Here is a 23,209-nt window from a genome sequence, read left to right as displayed (position 1 = left end):
ATACTGTTTTTTGTTAATTATTGTCTGTGGTTTCTGTTAATATATATCTAATAAACTAGAAATTAAAATTTTTCCTCCCAAGAAGGGATTGATTAAAATGAAACTTTTAAATAATGAAGAAGGTGTAACGTTAGTAGAGGTGCTTGCTTCCATCACACTTTTGTCTATTGTCCTAATCTCTATGATGGGTATTTTTCCACAAATGGGGATGTTGAATAATCACAATGAGGATAAAGCCCAAGCAATTAACATCGTAAAGGAAGTCCTTATTGATTGGCAAGATGCTGCAGAAGTAAAAGCATTTATCAAAGAAAAAAACCATACTGTCGGATTTACACCAATAGCAGGTAATGATAAAGTTGCCTACACTAATTTTTATTATGATGTGCCTGATAGTGGGTTTTATTATTTTGAAACAACAAAGGCCCAATATGATGTGAAAATAAAAATAAAAAAATCTCCGAAAATAAATGCTAGTACAACACAGGTAAATCAAATTATTGTTCAACTATTTAATGAGAGAGGTAATATTATTAGCGAAACCTATGGATATGTAAAAAGAATGGGAGGGGAAGCTGTTGCTACGCCATGAACGTGGACTAACATTAGTAGAAGTTCTAGCTACCCTAACATTGCTCTCTGTCATCAGTATTATTATTTGGAGTATTTTCTTTCAAGGCTACTCCTTTTCACAGAAGGCAATATCGAAAAATTTCATACAGCAAGAAACCAACCTATTAATAACCAATTTAACAACCACTCACCAGACTGCTAAGCAATACGAAATACTAAATTCTACAGATGAATGTAAAATTACAGTTAACATAGTTAATAGGGATGCTACAACAAAAACAGATGTTTACAGCCATCCTAATATGTGCTTTAAGTTTGAGATTCAAAACTCAGTAACGAACCCAGTTAATCCGAATCTAAACAATGTTCGTTTAAAAATAACTACTAGTGATAAAAGCTATCCAGATAATAAAATCACATTAAATACATTTCTCTATAGAGTAAAGGGGGTTCAATATTAATGAATCAGGAAAATAATGAACAAGGATATGCTTTAATCTCCGTCCTGTTAATTGTAACTGTATTTTCAGTTGTGTTTCTCTCATTTATAGGACAAGCATTTTCCAGTGTAAAGCAAAATGAAGTAGTTGAGCAGCGGACACGTACCGTGGCTGCAGCGGAAATGGGCATTTCTTATTTCCAGGTAGAGATTCAACGGATGTTCGAATCAAAACAAAGTATAGTGAACAGCCATGTTAGTACAGTTATGGCAGCAGCCGGTGCTTCCACAACAAAGGATTTTAAACGTGAAGCAACTATTAAAATGGCTCAAGAGCTACAAAGTATGTTGCCTACAACAACAGTTACTCCCCCAATAAAAATTGATGAACATCCTAATGCAGAATTCTTTATTAAGGATTTTGTTTCTGTAGCGAATCCTGCTGCGGACTCTTATAAGATAAATATCAATTTCAATGTTATTGGGAGAGAGAATGGAAAACAAACGACGCTCGATACAAAAATGGTTATCGATTTAGATACAATTGTAAATTTGCCAACAACTGAAAATCCCAACTACTACCAATTGCCTACCTATAATAATATTTTAAAGCCTAGAGTAAATGAATGTACAACTCTAACGGGTTGTGATAATAAAGTCTATATCAATGGACCTGGAAGTTTTACTGGTAATAACTTACTAAATGATAATTTGACAATTTACACAAACGGCAGCTTAACTTTGACTGGAACAGGTAATGAAAATAATAATAGTAATATTAAGATTCATGCTGAAGGGGATTTAATACTCGGTAAAAATATGAACAGCCAAACAAACTTAACAATTGAAACAAATGGAAACGCAACATTTAATCAAAACTTGAAAATTGATACGGATTCAACACTGCTCGTTAGAAGGAATTTAACAACAGCACAACAATTTGATATATCTAGCAGATCTTTTGCCTATGTTGGAGAAAATGCAACTGTTAACTTTTTAAACATCTCTTCCAATTCTAAAATGTGTGTTTTTGGTGACTTAACATACAGTAATAGTATTACCGTTCCTACCAATAACAACCCAAAGAGACTAATTGTTAGAGGGAAAGTGTTGAAGAGTGGAAATACTACTACTCTTACAGCAGATCAGAAGTATCAAGTCACTCACAATGAATTTGTTCAACAGTGTGGTACTTATGTTCCACCTTCCTTCCAGATCAACTGGGGAGATCGAATCAGTCCCGTTATTAGTGATGTTGAATATTAATATCCAAAAAAGAGGTGGGAAAGAGTTGTAAGTACAACTCTTTCCCACCTCTTCTTAACATGATGAATATTCCGCAACCCGATTCCTTCCCGCTCTCTTCGCTCCAACATAAAGCGCTCTATCAGCATGTCTGATCAGTGCAAGCGAATCCTCCGCATCCTCTGGTGCTGTAGCAACCCCAATCGAAGCCGTAATCTTAACTTGTTGCTGCTTTAATTCAAGTGACTGCTGCAGTATGAATGGCCAGTTTGCAATCGATTGCCGAATTAGTTCTGCCATTTGAAAAGCTTCTTGCCTCTCGACATCAGGTAAAAGAATGACAAATTCCTCACCGCCGTAACGGGCAAGTGTTCCGCGTCCATTCACTAATTTTGTTAGTCTTTCTGCAAGTTCACAAAGGATTTCATTACCGCTTTGATGTCCATACGTGTCATTAACGGCTTTAAAATGATCAATATCAAGAATGATTAACGATAATACCTTCCGCTTGAAAAGCTCCAAATTCGTAAATTCCTCATTTAAGTGGTTTTCAAAATAACGATAATTATATAATTTCGTTAAGGCACAGCGTTCACTTTGCATTTTTGTTAATTCATAGTGCTTGGCATTTTCCACTGCCACTGCAAAGTGTGAGCAAAGGATATCCACAATCATCAGTTGTGATTTCTCATAGGCATGTTTTTGTTTGGACATTAACATTAACACACCGGTAACCTTCTTATTGCGAACAATGGGTACTGCTAAGACACTTTCCACATGATCTGGGACATATCCCTTGGTGTATTTACTCCATTCGTTTTTTTCAGAATATAGGAATGCCTTCTGCTTCGCCCAAACAAAGCCACTAATACCTTCATGTTTTTTAATTCTAAAATTATCACTTGAGAGGCCACCCCCACCTTCAATCCGGCGAATCAATTGAAGTTCATTTTCATTGACCACTTCAAGGATGTAGGCGTAATCAACAGGTAGCATCTCACTTAACTTTTGAAGAAATAAGTCGATAACATCATTGACCTTTAACTGTTCAGCCATTTGATGACCGATTTCAGCTGCCATCTGCAGATATTCGTTCACTTTTTCACTTGAATAATAAAGCTTGAAGATGATTGATAAACTAACGAATGGAATTCCTACTAGCAAGAGTGGCAATAATCCTCCTTGCTGATACAGCATATATAACACCAAACCTAATGGCAGTGTAATCAGGGTTGTAATGGTTTCAACCACGAAGTCTTTACCAAAGTAGGATTCTTTTCGTTTATAAATAAAATAAAAGTTGAACGAGATAATCACTTGATTTAAAGAATAATTTAATATTGCGTAAATTCCAGCTAGAACGAGTGCCTGAGGATTGTTCATTAAACTTGGACCCGTTTCACCACCGAGTAAGTAGTACACACCGCCGCTGATTAGTGAAACTAGGAAGAACATAATTAAATTTAATGGAAGGCGAAAAAATTGTTCCTTGCGTAATTTCAATCTTAGCAGTAGTACAATGACAGCCACTTGGGCAAAAATCAATTCGACAAAGATTCCGAAGGTTAAAAAGGTAGCTAACGATACCCATTGAATCAAGAAAATCGGTGTATTATTAATGACCATCGGCATCGAGGCAACGGTAGAGGTTAGTAATAAAAATGCCAGTAAATCTAACCCATTCCCGGCAATTTCAGGAGGATAGGTCTTATAGGTTAACCACATTCCAGCAGGGACTAATAACAAATAGACAAGATAAATTGCTCTTTTTGTTTGTCGTGTAACACCCATCGTTCCCCTCCTCCATTGAATTTAGTATGATTTCAAGATAATAGAATAATCTTAACAAATAAGCCTAAGCTTGTCATAAGGAAATCTTGTCATTTTTCAAAATTTTACATAAGTGAGGTTTCACTTCTGAGATGAAATAGAGAGAACCTGTTACGATTAACACATCGTTTGGTTCTAATAAAGCTATTTCTTCTTGTAAATAGCTCTTCCAGTCATCAACCGCCAATTTGTTTTGCGAACTGCTGATTTTTAATAAATCCTCCGCAGCTGATGCACGAGGGAAATCAAAGCTGACAAAGGAGATTTTATCGGCAATCAGATCGAGCTGACTAATCATTCCATCTAACTTTTTGTCCTTAAGTGCTGCAAAAACAATGTGAATAGGTTTGTTTGTAAAGCGGGATGAAACTTCCTTCACTAACGCAGTAATCCCCTCATCATTATGTGCACCATCAATGATGACAGTTGGATTTTCGGATAGAACTTCAAATCTTGCCGGCCAGTAAGCGTTTTTCAATCCTTTTCTAATCGCATTATCTGAAATCTTGAATGCCGTGGCTTGATTCAAATATTGAGCAGCCATTACGGCAAGACTGGCATTTTCGGTTTGGTGCTCACCGATCATCCCTACTTCAAGTCCCTTCATTGGTTGATTTCCGTAAGATAAAGAAAAGAGTTCACCGTTCATTAAAGATTGGTGACCGCTTATAAAGAATTCGTGATTCATCCTGAATATTGTGGCATTCTTGTCCGAAGCTTGAGCTTCGATCACATTCAAAGCACCAGGATGCTTTACCGCGGTGAAAATAGGGGTACTTGGTTTAATAATCCCAGCTTTTTCAAAAGCAATTTCTTCGTAACTGTTTCCAAGGATATTAGTATGGTCAAGTCCGATATTTGTTATGATGCTAGCTAGCGGTTGGATGATATTGGTTGAATCGAATCTTCCGCCTAAGCCCACTTCATACAATACAACATCCACATCACTGCAATGAGCGAAATAATAAAAAGACATCGCCGTAATGACTTCAAACTCTGTTGGGCCACCAAGCTCCGTCAACTCAAGTTCATCCGCTAAAGGTCGGATCACATTTGTTAATGCAAGTATTTCTTCATCCCTAATGGGCACTCCATTTATGCTAATTCTTTCATTAAAATGTTCTATATATGGTGAGGTAAAGGTTCCAACACGATACCCTTCCGCTTGCAAAATCGAACGGAGAAAGGTAACTGTCGAGCCTTTTCCATTCGTCCCGCCAATATGCACAGTCGGCACCTTTGTTTCAGGATGGCCAAGCTTCTCCATCATCCATTCCATCCGCTTCAACCCCGGCTTAATCCCAAGCCTCAAACGGCCATGAATCCACTCAAGGGCTTCATTATAGGTAGTAAACATATCGCACCCCCTTTTTAGTGTAAAAGAAGACGAATCCAAAACGGACTCGTCTTACTTCATTGTCCAGCTATAGCGCCTAGGGGCTCGGGTTCATAAGCCAATCCGTCAAGAAGGGTAAAAAGCAACCTTCCTGCCGGCTCGTCATATGCCAGTCGCCCCTGTGCAAGGCGCTTGCGCTTTTCTTTTATTATAATGCTTTTAATTCATTTAAACGAGCCTCAACCACCGCTCTTTTTTCCTGATAATCCTTTTCCTTTGCCCGTTCCTCAGCCACAACACTTTCAGGAGCTTTTTTCATAAACCCTTCATTCGCCAGCTTCTTCTGAACGCGCTCTACTTCCTTAGTATATTTATCAACTTCTTTTTCAAGCCGGGCAATTTCTTCCTCAATATTAATCAAGCCTTCAAGCGGAAGGATGATCTCTAATCCGGTAATAACCGCTGTCATCGCCTTTTCGGGAACGTCAAGGTTAATGCCGATCTGCAGCTCCTCAGGGTTACAGAACTTTTCAATATAGCCTCGGTTTTTTTCAACTGCTGTTAAGATGGTTTCATCCTTCGCTTTCACCAGCATTTTGATTTTCTTGCTCATTGGCGTATTAACTTCGGCACGGATATTCCGTACAGACCGAATCATTTCCATCAGCATTTTCATTTCTTGGGCTGCCTGCTCATCCGTATAATCTGGATTTACTACCGGCCAAGCTGCCGTTGTAATCGATTCTCCAGAGTGAGGAAGGTTTTGCCAAATTTCCTCGGTGATAAATGGCATGAATGGATGTAATAAACGCATGGTTTGATCTAGGACATGGGCCAAAATCGAACGAGTGGTTTTCTTTGCTGCTTCATCTTCTCCATAAAGTGGAAGCTTCGCCATTTCGATATACCAATCACAGAAGTCATCCCAAATGAAATTGTATAATGCACGGCCCACTTCACCAAATTCATAACGCTCTGATAGCTTCGTTACATGTTCAATCGTTTCATTTAGGCGCGTCAAAATCCATTTATCTGCTACAGACTTTTCACCGCTGAAATCAATTTCTTCGTATTTCATGCCATCCATATTCATTAAAGCAAAGCGGGAGGCATTCCAAATTTTATTAGCAAAGTTCCAAACTGATTCAACCTTTTCGATACTAAAACGAAGGTCCTGACCTGGAGAACTGCCCGTTGATAAGAAGTAACGCAATGCATCGGCACCGTACTTGTCAATGACATCCATTGGGTCTACACCGTTTCCGAGTGACTTACTCATCTTACGTCCCTGTGCATCACGAACGAGACCATGAATCAATACATCTTTAAATGGACGCTCACCCGTAAACTCGATACTGGAGAAAATCATTCTTGATACCCAGAAGAAGATAATGTCATAGCCTGTAACTAATACAGCTGTTGGGAAGTAGCGCTTGAAATCTGCTGCTTCTGTATCTGGCCAGCCCATGGTTGAGAATGGCCAAAGTGCCGAACTGAACCAAGTATCTAATACATCTTTATCCTGCTCCCAGTTTTCACTATCTGCAGGTGCAACGTGGCCAACATAAACTTCACCCGTCTCTTTATGGTACCAAGCAGGAATACGGTGTCCCCACCATAGCTGTCTTGAAATACACCAGTCACGAATATTTTCCATCCAGCGTAAGTATGTCTTTTCAAAACGATCAGGAACAAAGTTTACTTTATTTTCTTTGTTCTGAAGCGCAATTGCTTCATCGGCAAGCGGCTGCATTTTAACAAACCATTGCGTAGAAAGATACGGTTCTACTACCGCGCCGCTTCGTTCAGAGTGTCCAACAGAATGCATATGCTCCTCAATTTTGAAAAGAACGCCTTGTTCTTGAAGGTCTTTGACGATCTGCTTACGGCATTCGAAACGGTCTAAACCTTTATATTTACCTGCTTTATCATTCATAGAACCGTCTTCGTTCATTACAAGAACACGCTCTAAGTTATGACGATTGCCAATTTCAAAGTCATTCGGATCATGTGCCGGCGTAATTTTTACTGCCCCTGAACCAAATTCCATGTCAACATAGTCATCACCAACAATCGGAATTTCACGGCCAACGATTGGTAAAATAACTGTTTTTCCAATGAGGTGCTTATAGCGCTCATCTTCTGGATGTACCGCAACCGCTGTGTCTCCAAGCATTGTTTCCGGACGGGTGGTGGCAACTTCAATATGTCCTGAGCCATCTGCCAGTGGATATGTCATATGATAAAACGCACCTTGAACATCTTTGTATATGACTTCGATATCAGAGATGGCTGTTTTTGTTGATGGATCCCAGTTAATAATATACTCACCGCGGTAAATAAGACCTTTGTTATAAAGAGTAACAAAAACCTCACGAACAGCAGCGGAAAGTCCTTCGTCAAGTGTGAAACGCTCGCGGTTGTAATCTAAGCCTAAACCAAGCTTCGACCATTGTTGACGGATATGGGAAGCATACTCTTCCTTCCACTTCCAAGTCTCCTCAACAAATTTTTCCCGGCCTAAATCATAACGACTTTTGCCCTCACTGCGAAGTTTTTCCTCTACCTTCGCCTGGGTAGCGATTCCGGCGTGATCCATTCCTGGCAGCCATAATACATCATACCCCTGCATCCGCTTCATCCGCGTTACGATATCTTGAAGGGTTGTATCCCACGCGTGACCTAAGTGAAGTCTGCCTGTTACGTTAGGAGGTGGAATAACAATTGTGTAAGGCTCTTTACTTTCATCATCCTTCGCTTCAAAAAACTTTCCCTTTAACCACCATTCATAGCGCCCTTGTTCGATCGATTGCGGATCGTACTTTGTCGGCATTGAAATCTCCTTTGTTTCCATTGACCTTCCTCCTTGGTTCTCTTTCTATTTGGCAAAACAACAAAAAACCCCACTCGTCATAAAAGGACGAATGGAGTTTGTTTCGCGGTACCACCTTTTTTCCAATCAAAAATAATGATTGGCACTTCATCGGATAACGGATTGAATCCGTCCTCTACTAATAGGATGTAATATCCGTTCATAGAAGAAGCTCGAGGGCGACCTTCTGATTGTCTGCTTAGGAAACCTTCCAGCTACTGGCTCCCCTCTCTTAAAGCAGATAGAATCGTACTCTTCCCTGTCGTTGCTTAACTTTTAAATTATGTTCTTATACTACCCAAAAAAGGTTCGTGACGTCAATCATCATAGCCGATTTTTTTGTTTTTTATACTTTAAGCACTTTGTACCGTTTCTTTTGAATATGGTTTTTCATTGTTTAATTCTTTAGCCTGATTTAGTACCCGCGATGATCTCGCCAAAGTCATGCCGAGGATGGCCCAAAATAAAGGTGCCACTGGGACCGTACTAATATTAAAAAAGGCTTGTACCAGATAACCGACGATGGCTGCAATTAAACCATACAAAAATACTTTCTCTTGTCCGTCCACTTTCTTAACAGCACGGAATGCTTTTTGTAAAATAACAAAAATTAACAGTAAGTAAGTAATCAAAGCTGGTGTTCCAAGTGTGATCGCCATTTGCAAATATTCATTGTGTGCTTTATCCACAATTGAACCATGCAGAAATTGTCTAACTTCTTCATCATCATTAGGGTAAGCAAATTCAAATGAATCTGGTCCTGACCCAATCCAAAAGTATTCTTTTACAAGCGGCAGCGATTGTTTCCAGATAAAGAAGCGGTTCGAACCTTCACGACCTGTGGTTTGATTGGTTGCAATAGAATAGGAATCCTTCACCACGGTATTGATTCTTTCTATGTATCGATCACTCTCTGAGAAATTAATGACTAGTAGGATTAGTCCAAAAGTAAGGAGAAGTCCTGCCCATTTTTTCCAGAGGGACTTTCTCTTCATTATCACAAATACTGTCACGAACACCAGTCCAAAAAACACACCGAGATACGCACTTCGTGTATTTGAAAAAATCAAACTAGCGAAGGTCAAGGAAATGGTTAGTAAATAAAGTGAACTATACTTTATGTTTTTCGCAGTTAAATAAATAGGTATTGTTACTAGAAGTGCTAAAACGAGATAAGAACCAAAGAAATTAGGATTATCAAAAAAAGTATAAGTACCAGGATAATTTCTCATTGCGCTATTTCTCGGAAAAAAATCTAGTTGATAATGCTGTAAAATCCCGTAGATTCCAACCATTGCCGATACGATTGCCATACCAGCCAGGATTTTATTTAATTTCTTCATGTCAAATAACCGGTAGGAAAAGAGAAGAACACTTACGTAGGAAAAATAGGACAAAAGCCCTTCCTTACGATCAATTAAACCGTACACTGACGTATACGACCTGCCTGAAAAGGCAGCCGAAATTTCTACTAAACATAAGAAAAGTAATAATAATATTCCTACATTCGTATCCTGCTTTTCTGGCATAACAGTGCGATATTTACGTTTGAATAGTAAATAAGCCCATGTGCCGAATACAAATAAATATAAGTAGTTTGCCTTCACTGTCGTGTAGTACGGGTCAAAGCCCCAAGGATAAATCATCAGTGGAAATAAAATGATAAACCAAAACATTTTCAAGACTCCTTTAAGAACATGCCGTGCTGTAAAATTCCATAATAATCAATTTTTCTAAGACTTTTTTATTATTTCATTTATCCTAGAACAATTCAATATGGAAATTTTTTAGGGGTTCTTAAAAGAATTACCTTGAATGTGAGGAATTTAAACCACCTGTGGAATATATATAAAATAAATGCCTACTTAAGGGGAGATTTATGATGAAGAGGAGGAAGTTTGTTAACAAGTATGCTTACACACCTTGGTTTCGCAAGGTACGCGGTGTTTGCTCTCAGTTGATTATCCCGTTTACCATTTTTCAGCTAGTTCGGACTTTAATATTACCAACGGTGTTTGATGTCCTATTATTGACGATTTTTATTGCGATTGCTGTTTCCATCTATTTCGAGGTGGTATAGGAGCCCTTGTAGCATATTTACTGCTGCTGGGCTCCTTCTTTTGCCTTCTTTGCTTGGTTATCAATCTCCGTCATTTGCATGACTACATACTCAGCGTTTTTCAGATTCCAATAGCGGCGCTGGAGCTGGCGGACAAATTTCAGTTCATTCTTTGGCTGTTCTTTTCGATAATAACGATCAACCACTTGAATGATTGGTGTCGGGTAGGCGAGATAGCTGTAGAACAAAAGCTTTTCATCCTCTTTAAAAGGGAAGTATTTTAAGTAATGATGGACCCACTCGACCACTTCATCATTCCGTTTTGGCATCGTATTTAACGAGCGTGACAAATATGGCAGGAGATCATGAAACGGTGCTCCGTAGTTGGCTTTTTCAAAATTAATAAAATAACCATAGCCTTTTTCATCATATAAAAAGTGCTCAGATGATAATTTACCATGTGTAATGACCATCCTTGCTTTCTCATTTTCCTTTGTTTTTTCGTACCAATCTTCAAACCTTGACTTTGAATAGCGAAGTGCCTGGCTAATTTCGTTATAGTACAAAGAGTAGCACAGCTCAAATGGGGACATATAGGTCTTTTGTTCACATTCATCAATGAAGCCGTCAAGAAATTCCTGGTTTTTCTCAAACTGCTGAATCGTTTTTTCATAATGCTCGGTGCGCTCTTCTTTATTGACCTTGATTTCTTTCGTACTTAATTGATGCAGTCTCGCTAATTCGCGGAAAAGCTGTTTGTTCCGATGCTGTCGGTCTTCCTTCATTTCATTCGGCATCCACGGCATCAGGTAGTACAGGTTCTTATTATAAAGAACACCATATCTCCCATCCATCGTTGGATAAATCGGTACAATACGATTAAAGCCTTTTTGATACAACTGTTGGACATGACGGATAAAATCAGTCCCTATAGCCGGATCTAGTCTTTTAAGAGCAAACGTACCCTTATCAGAATAAACCTTCTTAATACTGCCATATTCTTCTACAAAATAAGGCTTTACCTGATAGTTATTTAAGATTGGAATAAGAGATTCCACCTGGTTCGAGTTACTCATTGTAAACTCAGCTCTCTTTCAAATTGTTGCCTAAAAGAAGGTGAGCAGGTTGAAAAACCCGCTCATCTTGTTTTGATCATGCTATTTTTTCGCCAATGCAACCGGTATATATAAAACTTGACCTTCATGCACATCTTGATTGAGTTCAAGATTATTCACCCGGAGCAGGTTTGGAACAGAGACGTCATAACGGTCAGCAAGACTATCGAGGGTATCATTCTTTTGGACAATACACATCTTCAATCTTGCCTGATCTGCATTTTCTTCCTTACGGGCGAAAAACTCTGTTAACGTCATTGTCTTCTGTTTTGTATTTTTTACAGCTGTCTTTAATTTTGCAAGTTTGGACGGCTTTTCCGGCGATGAAGAGCTTTCCTCCATTTCTTGGGCTGCCTCTTCAAGCACTGGTGCCTCCTCAACCACTTCCTCGACGACTTCCTCTACATAGGTCGGTGCTCCTTCACTTCGCCCATGAGCGTTCCAAGTGGAAGACTGCTGGTACTCCTCTTCTTTCGTTTCTTCCATTGCTTGATATGAAAGGGTCGGAAACTTAGGGAATGCTTCTTCCTGTTCTCCCTCCTGCTGTTTCCTGGCCTCAGACTCAAACAAGTAATCATCTTCGTCATCGAATCCGTGATTGCGATGCAGTACCTCTAATTGTTCATTCTGTTCTTCCGCATAAGTAGGTGCATCATACTGATTTTCTTGAAATTGAATAGGGATAACCACTTCATCATCTTGTTCGGCAGGATTTTCAGCTTCGTAGCGCTGAAGCACCTCAAAGCCTTGGTCTTCCTCCACAGTCTCTTGCTGTGATGAATCATACAATCCACTAATCGTAAGCTCGGCAGTCAGCTTTAAGCAGCTGCGCTCAGGCAGGGAATAATCAAAGCTTTCGACGAGAACATCGATATCATAGATGCTTTGAATTCGATTATTCGGGATGGTGATATCCACTGGGAAACGATGAGAAAACTCACAATCTCCCTCCTGTGGTACCTCTACCCTTTCCACATACTTCTGGGATGCTACATTTTCTTCTTCACTGACCTCGGTATTTTCGAAGTTCTTATATTCTCCAGTCAAAAGTAACGAACCACGTATGGTTACGTACTGGTCATCTTCCTGGATGGTAATGTCTGGGTCTAGAGAAATCGAGACAAGTTCTTCGACTTCCTGTCCTTTTCTAAACCACAAAGACTCCTCCAAGGAAAACCGTAGGCACGATTGATTCTCCTGAGACAAAGCGACTCCTCCTTTCGTTTCCTTTCACGCAAAATCACTATGTCACTTACACCATATGAAGCAAAAGGATTATTTATGATAAAAAAGCAATCTTAGGGGGAAAAGTTTCATGATTTGGAGTAGAGTTGGGGATTGATACTTGGGTGGTGATGATGAAGGGAGACTTTCAAGATGACCGTAATTGCTGGGAATAACTGATTTCGGGCATCTTGAACCTTTTATGATGACCGAAACTGCCTGGACTCACTGATTTCGGGCATCTTGAACCTCTCATGAGGACCGAAACTGCCTGGACTCACTGATTTCGGGCATCTTGAACTTCTCATGAGGACCGAAATTGCCTGGACTCACTGATTTCGGGCATCTTGAACCTCTCATGAGGACCGAAATTCCTGAGACTAACTGATTTCGGGCTTCATAAAAATTTCATGACCAACGCTTGACGCGATGTAAATAAACCAAATAAAAACAGACACCAGCCGAGTAGGCTGATGTCTGCAGCAAATTTTATTTAAGCTTTGAAAAAGCGATTTCAACAGCTTGGATTGTTTTTTCGATATCTTCGTCCGAATGCTCTGTTGAAAGGAACAAGCCTTCGAATTGGGATGGCGGTAAGAACACGCCTTGGTTGGCCATTTCACGATAGTAGTTGGCAAAGTACTCTAGGTTAGAAGATTTCGCGGTTTCATAGTTAATCACCTTTTCGTTGGTAAAGAAGAAGCCTACCATGGATCCAGCACGGTTAAAGCTAACTGGGATGCCATACTTTTCAGCTGCCGCCGTAATTCCTTCTTCGAGACGATCTGCTTTCCGAATAAACTCATCATAATGTGCAGGTGTTAACTGGACTAATGTCTCATAGCCAGCTGTCATCGCAAGCGGGTTACCAGAAAGTGTTCCTGCCTGATAAATCGGGCCTGCTGGTGCTACCTGCTGCATGACTTCTGCTTTACCGCCGTATGCACCTACTGGCAGTCCGCCGCCAATTACTTTTCCTAGACAAGTAAGGTCAGGCGTCACACCATAAAAGCCTTGTGCACAGTTATAACCAACGCGGAAGCCTGTCATTACTTCATCAAACACTAATAGCGTACCATTTGCAGTAGTCAGCTCACGCAGGCCTTCTAAGAAGCCTGGCTGTGGTGGTACAACACCCATGTTTCCAGCTACTGGCTCCACGATAATACAAGCAAGATCATCGCCAAACTGTTCGAAAGCGAATCTTACACTTTCAAGATCGTTATAAGGCACGGTAATCGTATTCATCGCCACCGCTTCAGGTACGCCTGGGCTGTCTGGCAAGCCTAGTGTAGCGACCCCAGAACCGGCCTTAATGAGTAGAGAATCACCATGGCCATGGTAACAGCCTTCGAATTTTAAAATCTTATTACGGCCAGTATAGCCGCGTGCTAGCCGCAGTGCACTCATCGTTGCTTCTGTTCCGGATGAAACCATTCGAACTACTTCAATCGATGGTACGCGTTCAATCACAAGCTTCGCTAGGACATTCTCCATTTCTGTCGGTGCACCATAGCTTGTCCCGAGTTCAGCCACTTTTTTAATTCCTGCGACAACACGGTCGTTTGTGTGACCAAGAATTAGCGGCCCCCAAGATAATACATAATCGATATATTCATTGCCGTCGATATCATATATTTTTGACCCTTTTCCTCTTTCCATAAAAATCGGATCCATGTTCACCGATTTAAAGGCGCGAACCGGGCTGTTTACACCACCTGGCATAAGGGTTTGAGCTTCTTTAAATGCTTCTTTTGATTTAGTATACGAGCGCATTCGGAGTCCCTCTTTTCGAGTATTATTCTTCTTCTTTCAGCCAGCGAACGGCATCTTTAGCCGCATAAGTAATAATGAGGTCAGCACCAGCACGCTTCATCCCCATTAACATCTCAAGAACGGTTTTCTTTTCATCAATCCAGCCGTTAGCAGAGGCAGCCTTGATCATCGCATACTCTCCACTTACATTATAAATAACCACTGGAAGGTTAAAGTTGTTTTTAATATCACGGACAATATCTAAATATGGCATACCTGGCTTCACAATCAGGAAGTCTGCACCTTCAGCGACATCCGATTCTGCTTCTCGGAATGCTTCCATCCGATTTGCCGGGTCCATTTGATACGTTTTCCGGTCGCCAAATTGCGGCGCGCCTTCTGCTGCCTCACGGAAAGGTCCGTAAAAAGCGGATGCATATTTAACCGCATAGCTCATGATCGGAATTTCCTTAAAGCCTGCTTCGTCAAGCCCTGCACGAATGGCTGCCACAAAGCCGTCCATCATGTTTGACGGTGCGATAATATCAGCGCCCGCTTCTGCTTGTGCAATCGCTGTCTTAACTAATAATTCAAGCGATTCATCGTTTAGGACCTTTTCGCCTTCAACGACTCCACAGTGACCATGGTCGGTGTACTCACAAAGGCAGGTATCCGCAACAACAAGCACTTCAGCGAAATGTTTTTTTATATAGCGGGTTGCAACTTGAATGATTCCATGATCATGAAATGCCTGCTCACCGCACGCATCCTTTGTCTTCGGAATGCCAAATAATAGAACCGCTTTAATGCCATGTGCCACGATATCTTCCATTTCAGCATGAAGATGGTCCATTGATACTTGGAATACACCAGGCATAGAGGATACTTCTTTGCGGATATTTTCCCCCTCATAAATAAACAATGGGTAGATGAAATCCTCTGCCTTCAAGTGGTTTTCTCTAACAAGCGCACGCATGCTTGCACTTGAACGCAAGCGGCGGTGACGTGAAAATTGTAGTTCCATTATAATACCCCCAACTATTATTTCAAAAAAATTATTTTTCTAAAAACTCAATGGTGCTTTTGATCATTTCTTTCACGGTGTATTCCTTTGGTGACGCATGTACCTGTAACCCGTGGGCGTACAGTTTCTTCTCGGTCACCGGACCGATACAGCTGATCACACAGCGATTTACATGATCTTCTAGATGTCTTTCCTTCACGATGCTCATAAAGTGGTCTACCGTTGAAGGGCTGGTAAACGTCAAAACATCGAGCTCGTCCTTTGATAACATCTCCGCAAGCTTATCGCTGCTTTCCTTTGGCATATAGGTTTCATAGATGACAATTTCATCAACCATTGCACCATTATCAATGAGCTTGCTTGAGATATATTCTCTCGCCAGATTCCCCTTTGGAATCAACACTTTAGTTCCTTTTTCGATCAGTGGCAAGAATTCTTCGACAAACTGCTCTGCCACATAGGCCGAAGGTACAAAGGCAGACTTTAATCCTCGCTCACGCAAGACCTCTTCTGTTCTTTTCCCAATCACAGCAACCTTTGGGGCATCTCCCCAGTCTTTTTTATAAGAAGAAAAGAAGGTTTCCACTGTGACATTGCTAGTAAAAACAATCCAGTCATATGTATCCATCCTCTCCAAAGCCTTTTGAAGATGATGATTTGCTTCAATTGGACGAAAAGCAATAAGAGGGATTTCAACCGGAATCCCTCCAACCTTTTCAACAAGCTGTGAAAAGGGCTTTGCATGTCCTGCTCCTCTAGGAACAAGAACGGTTTTATTCAGCAGTGCTGATGAGGTGATCATTGACCTTCGAGCTCCCGTTTAACCCGATCAATCAGGTCCTTGGCTCCTTTTTCAATTAATAAATCAGCAGCTTGAATCCCAAGCTCTTCCGGATTATGTCCACGTACTACTTCTTTGTAGATTTCCTGGCCTTCAGGTGTACCAACTAGGACAGTCAATTCGATTTCATCGTTTTCATCGACAGCAGCGAAGCCAGCAATTGGAACCTGACAGCCGCCCTCCATTTTATGAAGAAATGCTCGTTCCGCTTTTACCGCTCTTTCTGTTTTCTTACAGGTGAATTTTTCAAAAAGCTCAAGCAGCTCTTTGTCATCTTCTCGGCACTCAATTGATAATGCACCTTGACCAACAGCAGGCACACAAAGTTCAGCATCAATTAGCTCAGTAACCGTATCCTTTGCCCAGCCAAGACGAGACAATCCAGCTGCAGCAAGAATGATCGCGTCGTATTCTTCTGCTTCAAGCTTAGCCAAACGTGTATCGACGTTTCCACGAATCCATTTGATTTCTAAATCAGGGCGGGTTGCTAATATTTGCGCACTGCGGCGAAGGCTGCTTGTACCGATCACAGCACCTGGATTTAAATCCTTTAATAGGACGTGTCCTCTTGAAATAAGGGCGTCACGGTGGTCTTCACGGAACGGGATACAGCCAATTGTTAATCCTTCCGGAAGGACTGCAGGCATATCCTTCATACTATGAACAGCCATATCAATCTCTTGATCAAGCAAGGCTTGCTCAATTTCCTTAACAAATAATCCTTTTCCGCCCACCTTTGAAAGGGTTACGTCGAGAATTTTATCGCCTTTTGTAACAATTTCTTTTATTTCAAATTCAAATGGGCCACCAAGCTTTTTAAGCTGTTCGATGACCCAATTTGTTTGTGTTAAAGCAAGTTTGCTTCGTCTGGAACCTACAATAATTTTTCTCATGACTGCCTCCTAAGTTTATGAGTACCAAAAGTGAAAGGACGATAATTGTCCTAATAGGAAAAAGTTAACTAGTACAAATAGAAACGTACCTGCATTGTATATCGCTAATTGCTTAGCAGAGAGATTTCTGCGAATTCTTAAGTATAAAAAGATACTGTATGCGGCGAGTAAAATAAACGAACCAATAATTTTGATATCGTACCACGGCATGCCAGGCAGCTTAATAATCGCCCATTGCAAGCCGAGGATGAGACTTAACAGCAGCATCGGAACGCCGATGACTACTAGTATATAAGAATAACGTTCTAGCTTACTTAAGTCTGGAAGGCGCTTCAGCCGCGGGCCCCATTTCTTTCTTTTCAACAGATCGTATTGAATTAAGTAAAGAATGGCAAACACAAAGCTCAGTGAAAAGGCCCCGTATGAGAGGATCGCCATTGTAATATGTATCAGTAATAATTCAGACATAAGCTGCTTGCCAATCACATGAGAATCGTATTGAACCGGAGCAAAAGTATGTATCGCCAGGACAATAAAACCGAGAATGTTCGTAAAAAAGACGATAAAATCAACTTTTAGCAATCGGTTGATTCCAAGCGACAAGCTTACCAATACCCAAGCATAAAAATAGAGCCCCTCAAAGATCGTCAAAACCGGGAACCTGCCTGTTTCAAGCATATAGTACGTTAAAAAGATGGTTTGAAAAACCCATACAAATGCAAGTAACCAGAAGGCGATCTGGTTTGCCCTCCGGTTATGATTAAGAAAATCAAAGAAATATAACAATACACTGAAGGCATATAGGACAACTGTCAATTCGTGCAGCCTTGTCATATGGAAGTCTAGCATCACTTATACCCCTTATGACTGAAAGGAAGCCTGCGGTACTTTAACCATTGCTTGATTGGTTTCGGCTGCTTTCGATTCTTGTTTTGCAACAAGCTCTTCTATATTAAAAATCTTCATGAATAATTCCAGCGCTTCATCCGCGTCAGGTCTTGCAGCCAGTTCTTTCGCTTGTAAAATTGGGTCTTTTAATAACTGATTAATAATGCTCTTCGTGTGTTTGTTAAGCACTTTAAGATCACGGTCAGATAAATGTGGAAGCTTACGTTCAAGGCTGACCATTGTTTCTGATTGAATCACTAGAGCCTTATCTCTAAGCGCTGAAATCACAGGTACTACCCCAAGCATTCCGAGCCACTGCTTGAAGTCGACGATTTCTTTTTCAATCATCAGCATAATCTTTTCAGCAGCCTTTTTACGCTCCTTTAGGTTCGCTTCTACAATGCCTTCTAAATCGTCTATATCATATAGGAAAACACTATCAAGCTCTGCGATTTTTGGATCAAGATCACGCGGAACAGCGATATCCACCATAAATAATGGATTGCCTCTGCGCTGCTTTTCTACTTTTTCCATCAATTGTTTCGTAATGACAAAATCCTTTGAACCCGTAGAGCTAATCAAAATATCTGCTTCAACAAGCGTCTTTTGCAGTTCATCCAGAGTTTTTGCCTCACCTGCAAAACGGCTTGCGAGAACTCTTGCTTTATCATAGGTACGATTGATGACCGTTACCTTTTTCACACCATTGCCGTGTAGATTTTGGGCTGCTAATTCGCCCATCTTCCCTGCACCAAGGATGAGTACATGCTTGTTTTCAAGTGAACCAAAAATTTTCTTAGCCAGTTCAACGGCTGCATAGCTGACAGATACAGCATTTGCTCCGATATCTGTTTCAGCATGTCCGCGCTTGGCAATCGTAATCGCTTGTTTGAATAATTGATTGAATACTGTACCAGTCGTTCCTTCCTCTTGAGCTTGAATAAAGCTCGTCCGGACTTGACCTAAAATTTGTGTTTCTCCTAAAACCATTGAATTTAGACCACAAGAAACCTTAAATAAATGTTCAATAGCACCGTCTTCTTCATAAATAAAAAGATATGGAGAAAACTCAGCATGATCAATTCCGAACCATTCAGATAAGAATTCTTTAATATAATAGCGGCCTGTATGCAGCTGATCGACAACAGCATATATTTCTGTACGGTTACATGTGGAGACGATGATGTTTTCTAGGATGCTTTTCTTTGTACTTAGTTTTTTAATGGCATCCCCTAAGTCGGATGGATTAAAGGTCAACCGCTCACGTATTTCAACTGGGGCAGTTTTATAGTTTAATCCGATCACTACTATATGCATTATTAGGACACCCCCCATTAGTAATTACATATATCACAGTACTTAACTAGTCTGATTATATCATGGGCAAATTCAATATTTACCCGAAAAATGTGAACAGAAAACGAAACTATATGTTAATATAAAAACAAAAGAGCCTAATGGGCTACTTCAGTTACATATATGAAACATTGATTTAGAATAACTATTACTTATGTACAGTAACAAAAAAACAAACTAGTTTCAAGTGAACCTTACTGGAAGTGGTGTTAACTTTGAAGAGTCAACGAATTTTGCCTGGAATTATACTGATTGGCTTTGGTACATACTTATTTTTACAGCAATTAGCGATTGGATTCCTTTTGCCGTTATTAACTTGGCCAACGTTAGTGATGATCATCGGGATTGCTTTTTTAGCACAGGGATATTCAGAAAGAGTATATGAATCGATTCTTCCTGGCGTGATGATGACAGGAATTGGCCTTCATTTTCATTTGGCAGGAAAGTTTGCATTTTGGCCAAATCATACGATTGGGATGTTTGTGCTGATTCTATCGATTGGGTTCTTCCTGCGATTACAGAAGGTCGGGACTGGAGCCTTCTCCGCCATCCTTTTCCTTATCTTGGCCTTCATGCTTCTTTTTTATGATAGAATGGCCGCCTATCTTGGCTTTTTGCAAAACGGAGTATCACTCATTTGGAAATTCTGGCCTGTTTTAATTATAGTAGTTGGATTGTACTTTCTTTTTAGAAAGAGAAAATAACGCCGGGCATATTGATATGCTCCGGCGTTTATTTTTTACATATAACTTTGTAAAACAGACCAAGCTTTGTCTTTTCCTTCACCTGTTTCAGATGAGAAGACGATAATTTGGTCGTTTGGATCAAGTTCCAGTGTTTCTTTTGTTACTTTTAAATACTTTTGCCATTTGCCCTTTGGAATTTTATCGGCTTTGGTGGCAACCACGATACAAGGTATTTCATAGTGCTTTAAGAAATCATACATCGTGATATCATCCTGTGTTGGCGGGTGTCTCAGATCAACTATTAACACAACCGCACGCAATTGCTCGCGTCTAGTTAAATAGGTTTCAATCATCTTTCCCCAAGCCGCACGCTCAGACTTTGATACCTTGGCATAGCCATATCCAGGTACATCGACAAAATGGAGAATTTCATTGATTAGGTAAAAATTAAGTGTTTGTGTTTTACCTGGCTTCGATGAGATCCGCGCTAACCCTTTTCTGTTAAGCATTTTGTTAATAAAAGAAGATTTACCAACATTTGAACGGCCCGCTAAGGCAAATTCGGGTAAAGCTGTTTCTGGGTACTGTTCTGGTTTAACAGCACTGATTACAATATTTGAACTTACTACTTTCATTAATGCATGCCACCTTCTAGTAGAGCATGCTTTAAAACCTCATCCACATGGGAAACAAGGACAAACTCCATTTCATTTCTAATACTTTCTGGGATATCATCAATATCCTTTTCGTTATCCTTTGGTAAGATAACCTTCGTTAAGCCGGCGCGATGAGCACTTAAGGTTTTCTCTTTCAAACCGCCGATAGGGAGTACTCTTCCTCTTAACGTAATTTCTCCGGTCATTCCCACTTCACGGCGGATTGGTTTTCCGGATAGAGCAGAGACAAGCGCTGTTGCTATCGTAATTCCTGCAGACGGTCCATCCTTTGGAACAGCCCCTTCTGGAACATGAATATGGATATCATATTTTTCATGAAAATCTTGGTCGATTCCAAGCTCCTTCGCTTTTGAACGGATATAGCTGAAGGCTGCTTGCGCAGATTCCTTCATTACATCACCAAGTTTTCCTGTTAACACTAGCTTCCCTTTACCAGGTGATAATGAAACCTCGATTTGCAGGGTGTCGCCGCCAACTGTAGTATAAGCTAAACCAGTTGCTACGCCCACTTGGTCCTCTGTTTCAGCCTGACCATAACGGAATCTAGGTTTACCAAGGAATTCCTCCACATTCTTTTCGGTAACAACTACACGCTTCTTCTCGCCTGAAACGACTATTTTTGCAGTTTTCCGGCAGATGGTTGCCATCTGGCGCTCTAAACTACGAACACCCGCTTCACGTGTATAATATCTTACCACTTTTAAGATTGCATCATCACGTACCTGAAGAGTTCCTTTTGTAAGGCCATTTTCTTTAATTTGCTTCGGTAACAAATGGTCTCTCGTGATATGGACCTTTTCAAGCTCAGTATAGCCGGCAATCGTGATAATCTCCATCCGGTCTAAAAGCGGAGCTGGCACCGTTGACAAATTATTGGCTGTCGCAATAAACATAACCTTCGATAAATCATAAGTTTCTTCAATATAATGATCACTAAAGTTGTGATTTTGTTCAGGGTCTAATACTTCTAACATCGCAGACGATGGATCGCCGCGGAAGTCACTTGACATTTTATCGATCTCATCTAGTAAAAATACTGGATTAATCGTGCCCGCTTTTTTCATACCTTGGATAATTCGGCCTGGCATCGCACCTACATATGTACGGCGATGACCGCGGATTTCAGATTCATCTCGAACACCGCCCAGTGAAATCCGGACAAAATTGCGGTTTAGTGAAGTAGCAATGGAACGGGCAAGACTTGTTTTACCGACACCTGGAGGCCCTGCAAGACATAGAATCGGACCTTTTAAGCTGTCCGTCAGCTTTTGTACAGCCAGATACTCCAGTACGCGTTCCTTTACCTTTTCAAGACCATAATGATCTTCATTAAGAACCTTTTCAGCCCGGAGAATATCAATATCGTCATTCGTTTTCTTCGACCAAGGGAGAGAAATGAGCCAGTCGATATAGTTGCGAATAACAGCACTTTCCGCTGAGCTCGTAGGTACCTTTTCATACCGATCAAGCTCCTTTAAAGCCGCTTTCTCCACATGCTCTGGCATTTCAGCGTTTTTAATTTTTTCGGTAAGCTCGGCAACTTCGCCTGTTTTTCCTTCTTTATCGCCTAATTCCTTCTGGATGGCTTTCATTTGCTCACGCAGGTAATATTCCTTTTGCGTTCTTTCCATGGAGCGCTTTACACGCTGGCCAATCTTTTTCTCCAGATTTAGGACTTCTTTTTCGTTGTGAATCGTATCAACAACGAGATTCATCCTATCCTTCACATCGATGGTTTCAAGAATTTCCTGCTTTTCCTTCAGCTTGATTGGCAGATGAGACGATATTATGTCCGCCATTCTTCCAGGTTCCTCAATGTCAACGACTGAAGCATAAGTTTCAGCAGATACTTTCTTTGACAACTTTATGTATTGCTCGAAATAATCAAGCATGGTTCTCATTAAGGCTTGATCTTCAACGTCTTTTGTATCTGGATCCTCGTAGGTTACGATGCTCACGGAATAATGCTCTTCTTCTTCATGAATCGATTTAATTTCCGCTCGGCTTAATCCCTCTACCAGCACTCTGATTGTGCCATTTGGAAGCTTAAGCATTTGCTTGACCTTTGTTAATGTACCAAGCCTGTATAAATCTTCTTCAGAAGGATCGTCGATTGAGACATCCTTTTGCGTCGTTAAAAAAATTAAGTGGTCATCTACCATCGCTTTTTCAAGGGCATGTACTGACCGTTCACGGCCAACATCTAAATGCAGGACCATTGTCGGATATACCAGCAACCCTCGAAGCGGCAGGAGGGGGACGATCATTTCTCTATTATTCGCCATAAATATGCACCTCCACATATAATCGTATCCCCTATAGTAAACGGGAATAGCCTTTGTACAATTCTATCTTATTTGAAAAAAAGTGTCTAATTTAACGGACATGTTTCGTTT

Annotated in this window: 19 protein-coding genes and 1 other annotated feature; of the genes, 5 read left to right on the top strand and 14 right to left on the bottom strand. The window is 40.6% G+C overall.

The window, feature by feature from the left end:
* Positions 1-97 precede the first annotated feature (97 nt).
* The 3 genes from BTR25_RS02925 to BTR25_RS02915 are packed head-to-tail and all read left to right on the top strand — an operon-like array spanning position 98 to position 2,278.
* Positions 98-592 (top strand): type IV pilus modification PilV family protein, encoded by a 495-nt coding sequence (locus BTR25_RS02925; RefSeq protein ID WP_075685993.1) that lies wholly within the window; start codon positions 98-100, stop codon positions 590-592.
* Positions 579-1,034 carry a prepilin-type N-terminal cleavage/methylation domain-containing protein gene (locus tag BTR25_RS02920; RefSeq protein ID WP_075685991.1) on the top strand — a complete coding sequence of 152 codons (456 nt, stop codon included), beginning with the start codon at positions 579-581 and terminating at the stop codon, positions 1,032-1,034. Before BTR25_RS02925 ends, BTR25_RS02920 begins: the two co-directional genes overlap by 14 nt.
* The gene (locus tag BTR25_RS02915) at positions 1,034-2,278 is read left to right on the top strand and encodes a hypothetical protein (RefSeq protein WP_075685989.1); all 1,245 of its coding nucleotides are present in this window, start codon (positions 1,034-1,036) and stop codon (positions 2,276-2,278) included. The genes BTR25_RS02920 and BTR25_RS02915 overlap by 1 nt, the downstream gene beginning before the upstream one ends.
* Before the next feature lie 54 nt (positions 2,279-2,332).
* Here BTR25_RS02915 and BTR25_RS02910 read toward each other — a convergent pair whose 3' ends face one another.
* The 4 genes from BTR25_RS02910 to BTR25_RS02895 all read right to left on the bottom strand — a co-directional run bounded on the left by BTR25_RS02910 (position 2,333) and on the right by BTR25_RS02895 (position 9,971).
* A complete protein-coding gene (locus BTR25_RS02910) occupies positions 2,333-4,048 on the bottom strand; it encodes a sensor domain-containing diguanylate cyclase (protein WP_083652226.1) in 1,716 nt (571 codons plus the stop codon).
* 73 nt (positions 4,049-4,121) lie between these two features.
* Complete coding sequence (locus tag BTR25_RS02905; protein WP_075685987.1) at positions 4,122-5,444, bottom strand: bifunctional folylpolyglutamate synthase/dihydrofolate synthase; 1,323 nt, start codon at positions 5,442-5,444, stop codon at positions 4,122-4,124.
* A gap of 187 nt (positions 5,445-5,631) precedes the next feature.
* Entirely contained in the window at positions 5,632-8,277 is a 2,646-nt protein-coding gene (locus tag BTR25_RS02900; protein ID WP_075685985.1) for a valine--tRNA ligase, read from the bottom strand.
* Positions 8,278-8,336: 59 nt separating this feature from the next.
* Positions 8,337-8,570 (bottom strand) — a binding site (T-box leader).
* A 78-nt stretch (positions 8,571-8,648) separates the two neighbouring features.
* A complete protein-coding gene (locus BTR25_RS02895; RefSeq protein WP_075685983.1) occupies positions 8,649-9,971 on the bottom strand; it encodes an O-antigen ligase family protein in 1,323 nt (440 codons plus the stop codon).
* 203 nt (positions 9,972-10,174) lie between these two features.
* Here BTR25_RS02895 and BTR25_RS02890 point away from each other — a divergent pair, with 203 nt between their 5' ends.
* On the top strand, positions 10,175-10,375 hold the full coding sequence (locus BTR25_RS02890) for a hypothetical protein (protein WP_483295226.1): 201 nt from the start codon (positions 10,175-10,177) through the stop codon (positions 10,373-10,375).
* Between the two features lie 17 nt (positions 10,376-10,392).
* Here BTR25_RS02890 and ysxE read toward each other — a convergent pair whose 3' ends face one another.
* From ysxE to hemA, 8 genes are all read right to left on the bottom strand, one after another.
* Positions 10,393-11,430, bottom strand: coding sequence for a spore coat protein YsxE (gene ysxE, locus BTR25_RS02885; protein ID WP_075685979.1), 1,038 nt, complete (start codon positions 11,428-11,430; stop codon positions 10,393-10,395).
* An 81-nt stretch (positions 11,431-11,511) separates the two neighbouring features.
* Positions 11,512-12,639, bottom strand: a complete 1,128-nt coding sequence (gene spoVID / locus BTR25_RS02880) for a stage VI sporulation protein D (RefSeq protein ID WP_303046808.1) — start codon at positions 12,637-12,639, stop codon at positions 11,512-11,514.
* A gap of 543 nt (positions 12,640-13,182) precedes the next feature.
* Positions 13,183-14,469 carry a glutamate-1-semialdehyde 2,1-aminomutase gene (gene hemL, locus BTR25_RS02875; protein ID WP_075685975.1) on the bottom strand — a complete coding sequence of 429 codons (1,287 nt, stop codon included), beginning with the start codon at positions 14,467-14,469 and terminating at the stop codon, positions 13,183-13,185.
* A 22-nt stretch (positions 14,470-14,491) separates the two neighbouring features.
* Entirely contained in the window at positions 14,492-15,472 is a 981-nt protein-coding gene (gene hemB, locus BTR25_RS02870) for a porphobilinogen synthase (RefSeq protein WP_075685973.1), read from the bottom strand.
* 31 nt (positions 15,473-15,503) lie between these two features.
* The gene (locus tag BTR25_RS02865) at positions 15,504-16,274 is read right to left on the bottom strand and encodes a uroporphyrinogen-III synthase (protein WP_075685971.1); all 771 of its coding nucleotides are present in this window, start codon (positions 16,272-16,274) and stop codon (positions 15,504-15,506) included.
* Entirely contained in the window at positions 16,271-17,206 is a 936-nt protein-coding gene (hemC, locus tag BTR25_RS02860) for a hydroxymethylbilane synthase (protein ID WP_075685969.1), read from the bottom strand. The genes BTR25_RS02865 and hemC overlap by 4 nt, the downstream gene beginning before the upstream one ends.
* A gap of 15 nt (positions 17,207-17,221) precedes the next feature.
* Positions 17,222-18,055: a cytochrome C assembly family protein gene (locus tag BTR25_RS02855; protein ID WP_075685967.1), complete on the bottom strand. Its 834-nt coding sequence runs from the start codon at positions 18,053-18,055 to the stop codon at positions 17,222-17,224.
* Positions 18,056-18,067: 12 nt separating this feature from the next.
* Complete coding sequence (gene hemA, locus BTR25_RS02850) at positions 18,068-19,411, bottom strand: glutamyl-tRNA reductase (protein ID WP_075685965.1); 1,344 nt, start codon at positions 19,409-19,411, stop codon at positions 18,068-18,070.
* Between the two features lie 254 nt (positions 19,412-19,665).
* On the opposite strand from hemA, the gene BTR25_RS02845 reads away from it, so the two are divergent.
* Positions 19,666-20,154 (top strand): hypothetical protein, encoded by a 489-nt coding sequence (locus BTR25_RS02845; protein ID WP_075685963.1) that lies wholly within the window; start codon positions 19,666-19,668, stop codon positions 20,152-20,154.
* A 35-nt stretch (positions 20,155-20,189) separates the two neighbouring features.
* On the opposite strand, the gene yihA is transcribed toward BTR25_RS02845, so the two are convergent.
* Positions 20,190-20,771 carry a ribosome biogenesis GTP-binding protein YihA/YsxC gene (yihA, locus tag BTR25_RS02840; protein WP_075685961.1) on the bottom strand — a complete coding sequence of 194 codons (582 nt, stop codon included), beginning with the start codon at positions 20,769-20,771 and terminating at the stop codon, positions 20,190-20,192.
* Positions 20,771-23,098 (bottom strand): endopeptidase La, encoded by a 2,328-nt coding sequence (gene lon / locus BTR25_RS02835; RefSeq protein ID WP_075685959.1) that lies wholly within the window; start codon positions 23,096-23,098, stop codon positions 20,771-20,773. The genes yihA and lon overlap by 1 nt, the downstream gene beginning before the upstream one ends.
* Positions 23,099-23,209: the final 111 nt, after the last annotated feature.

The sequence above is a fragment of the Bacillus sp. MRMR6 genome, assembly GCF_001940785.1.
Taxonomy (GTDB): domain Bacteria; phylum Bacillota; class Bacilli; order Bacillales; family Cytobacillaceae; genus Neobacillus.
The sequence above is the reverse complement of the archived record's forward strand: the minus strand, read 5'-3'. Positions and strand labels throughout refer to the sequence as shown.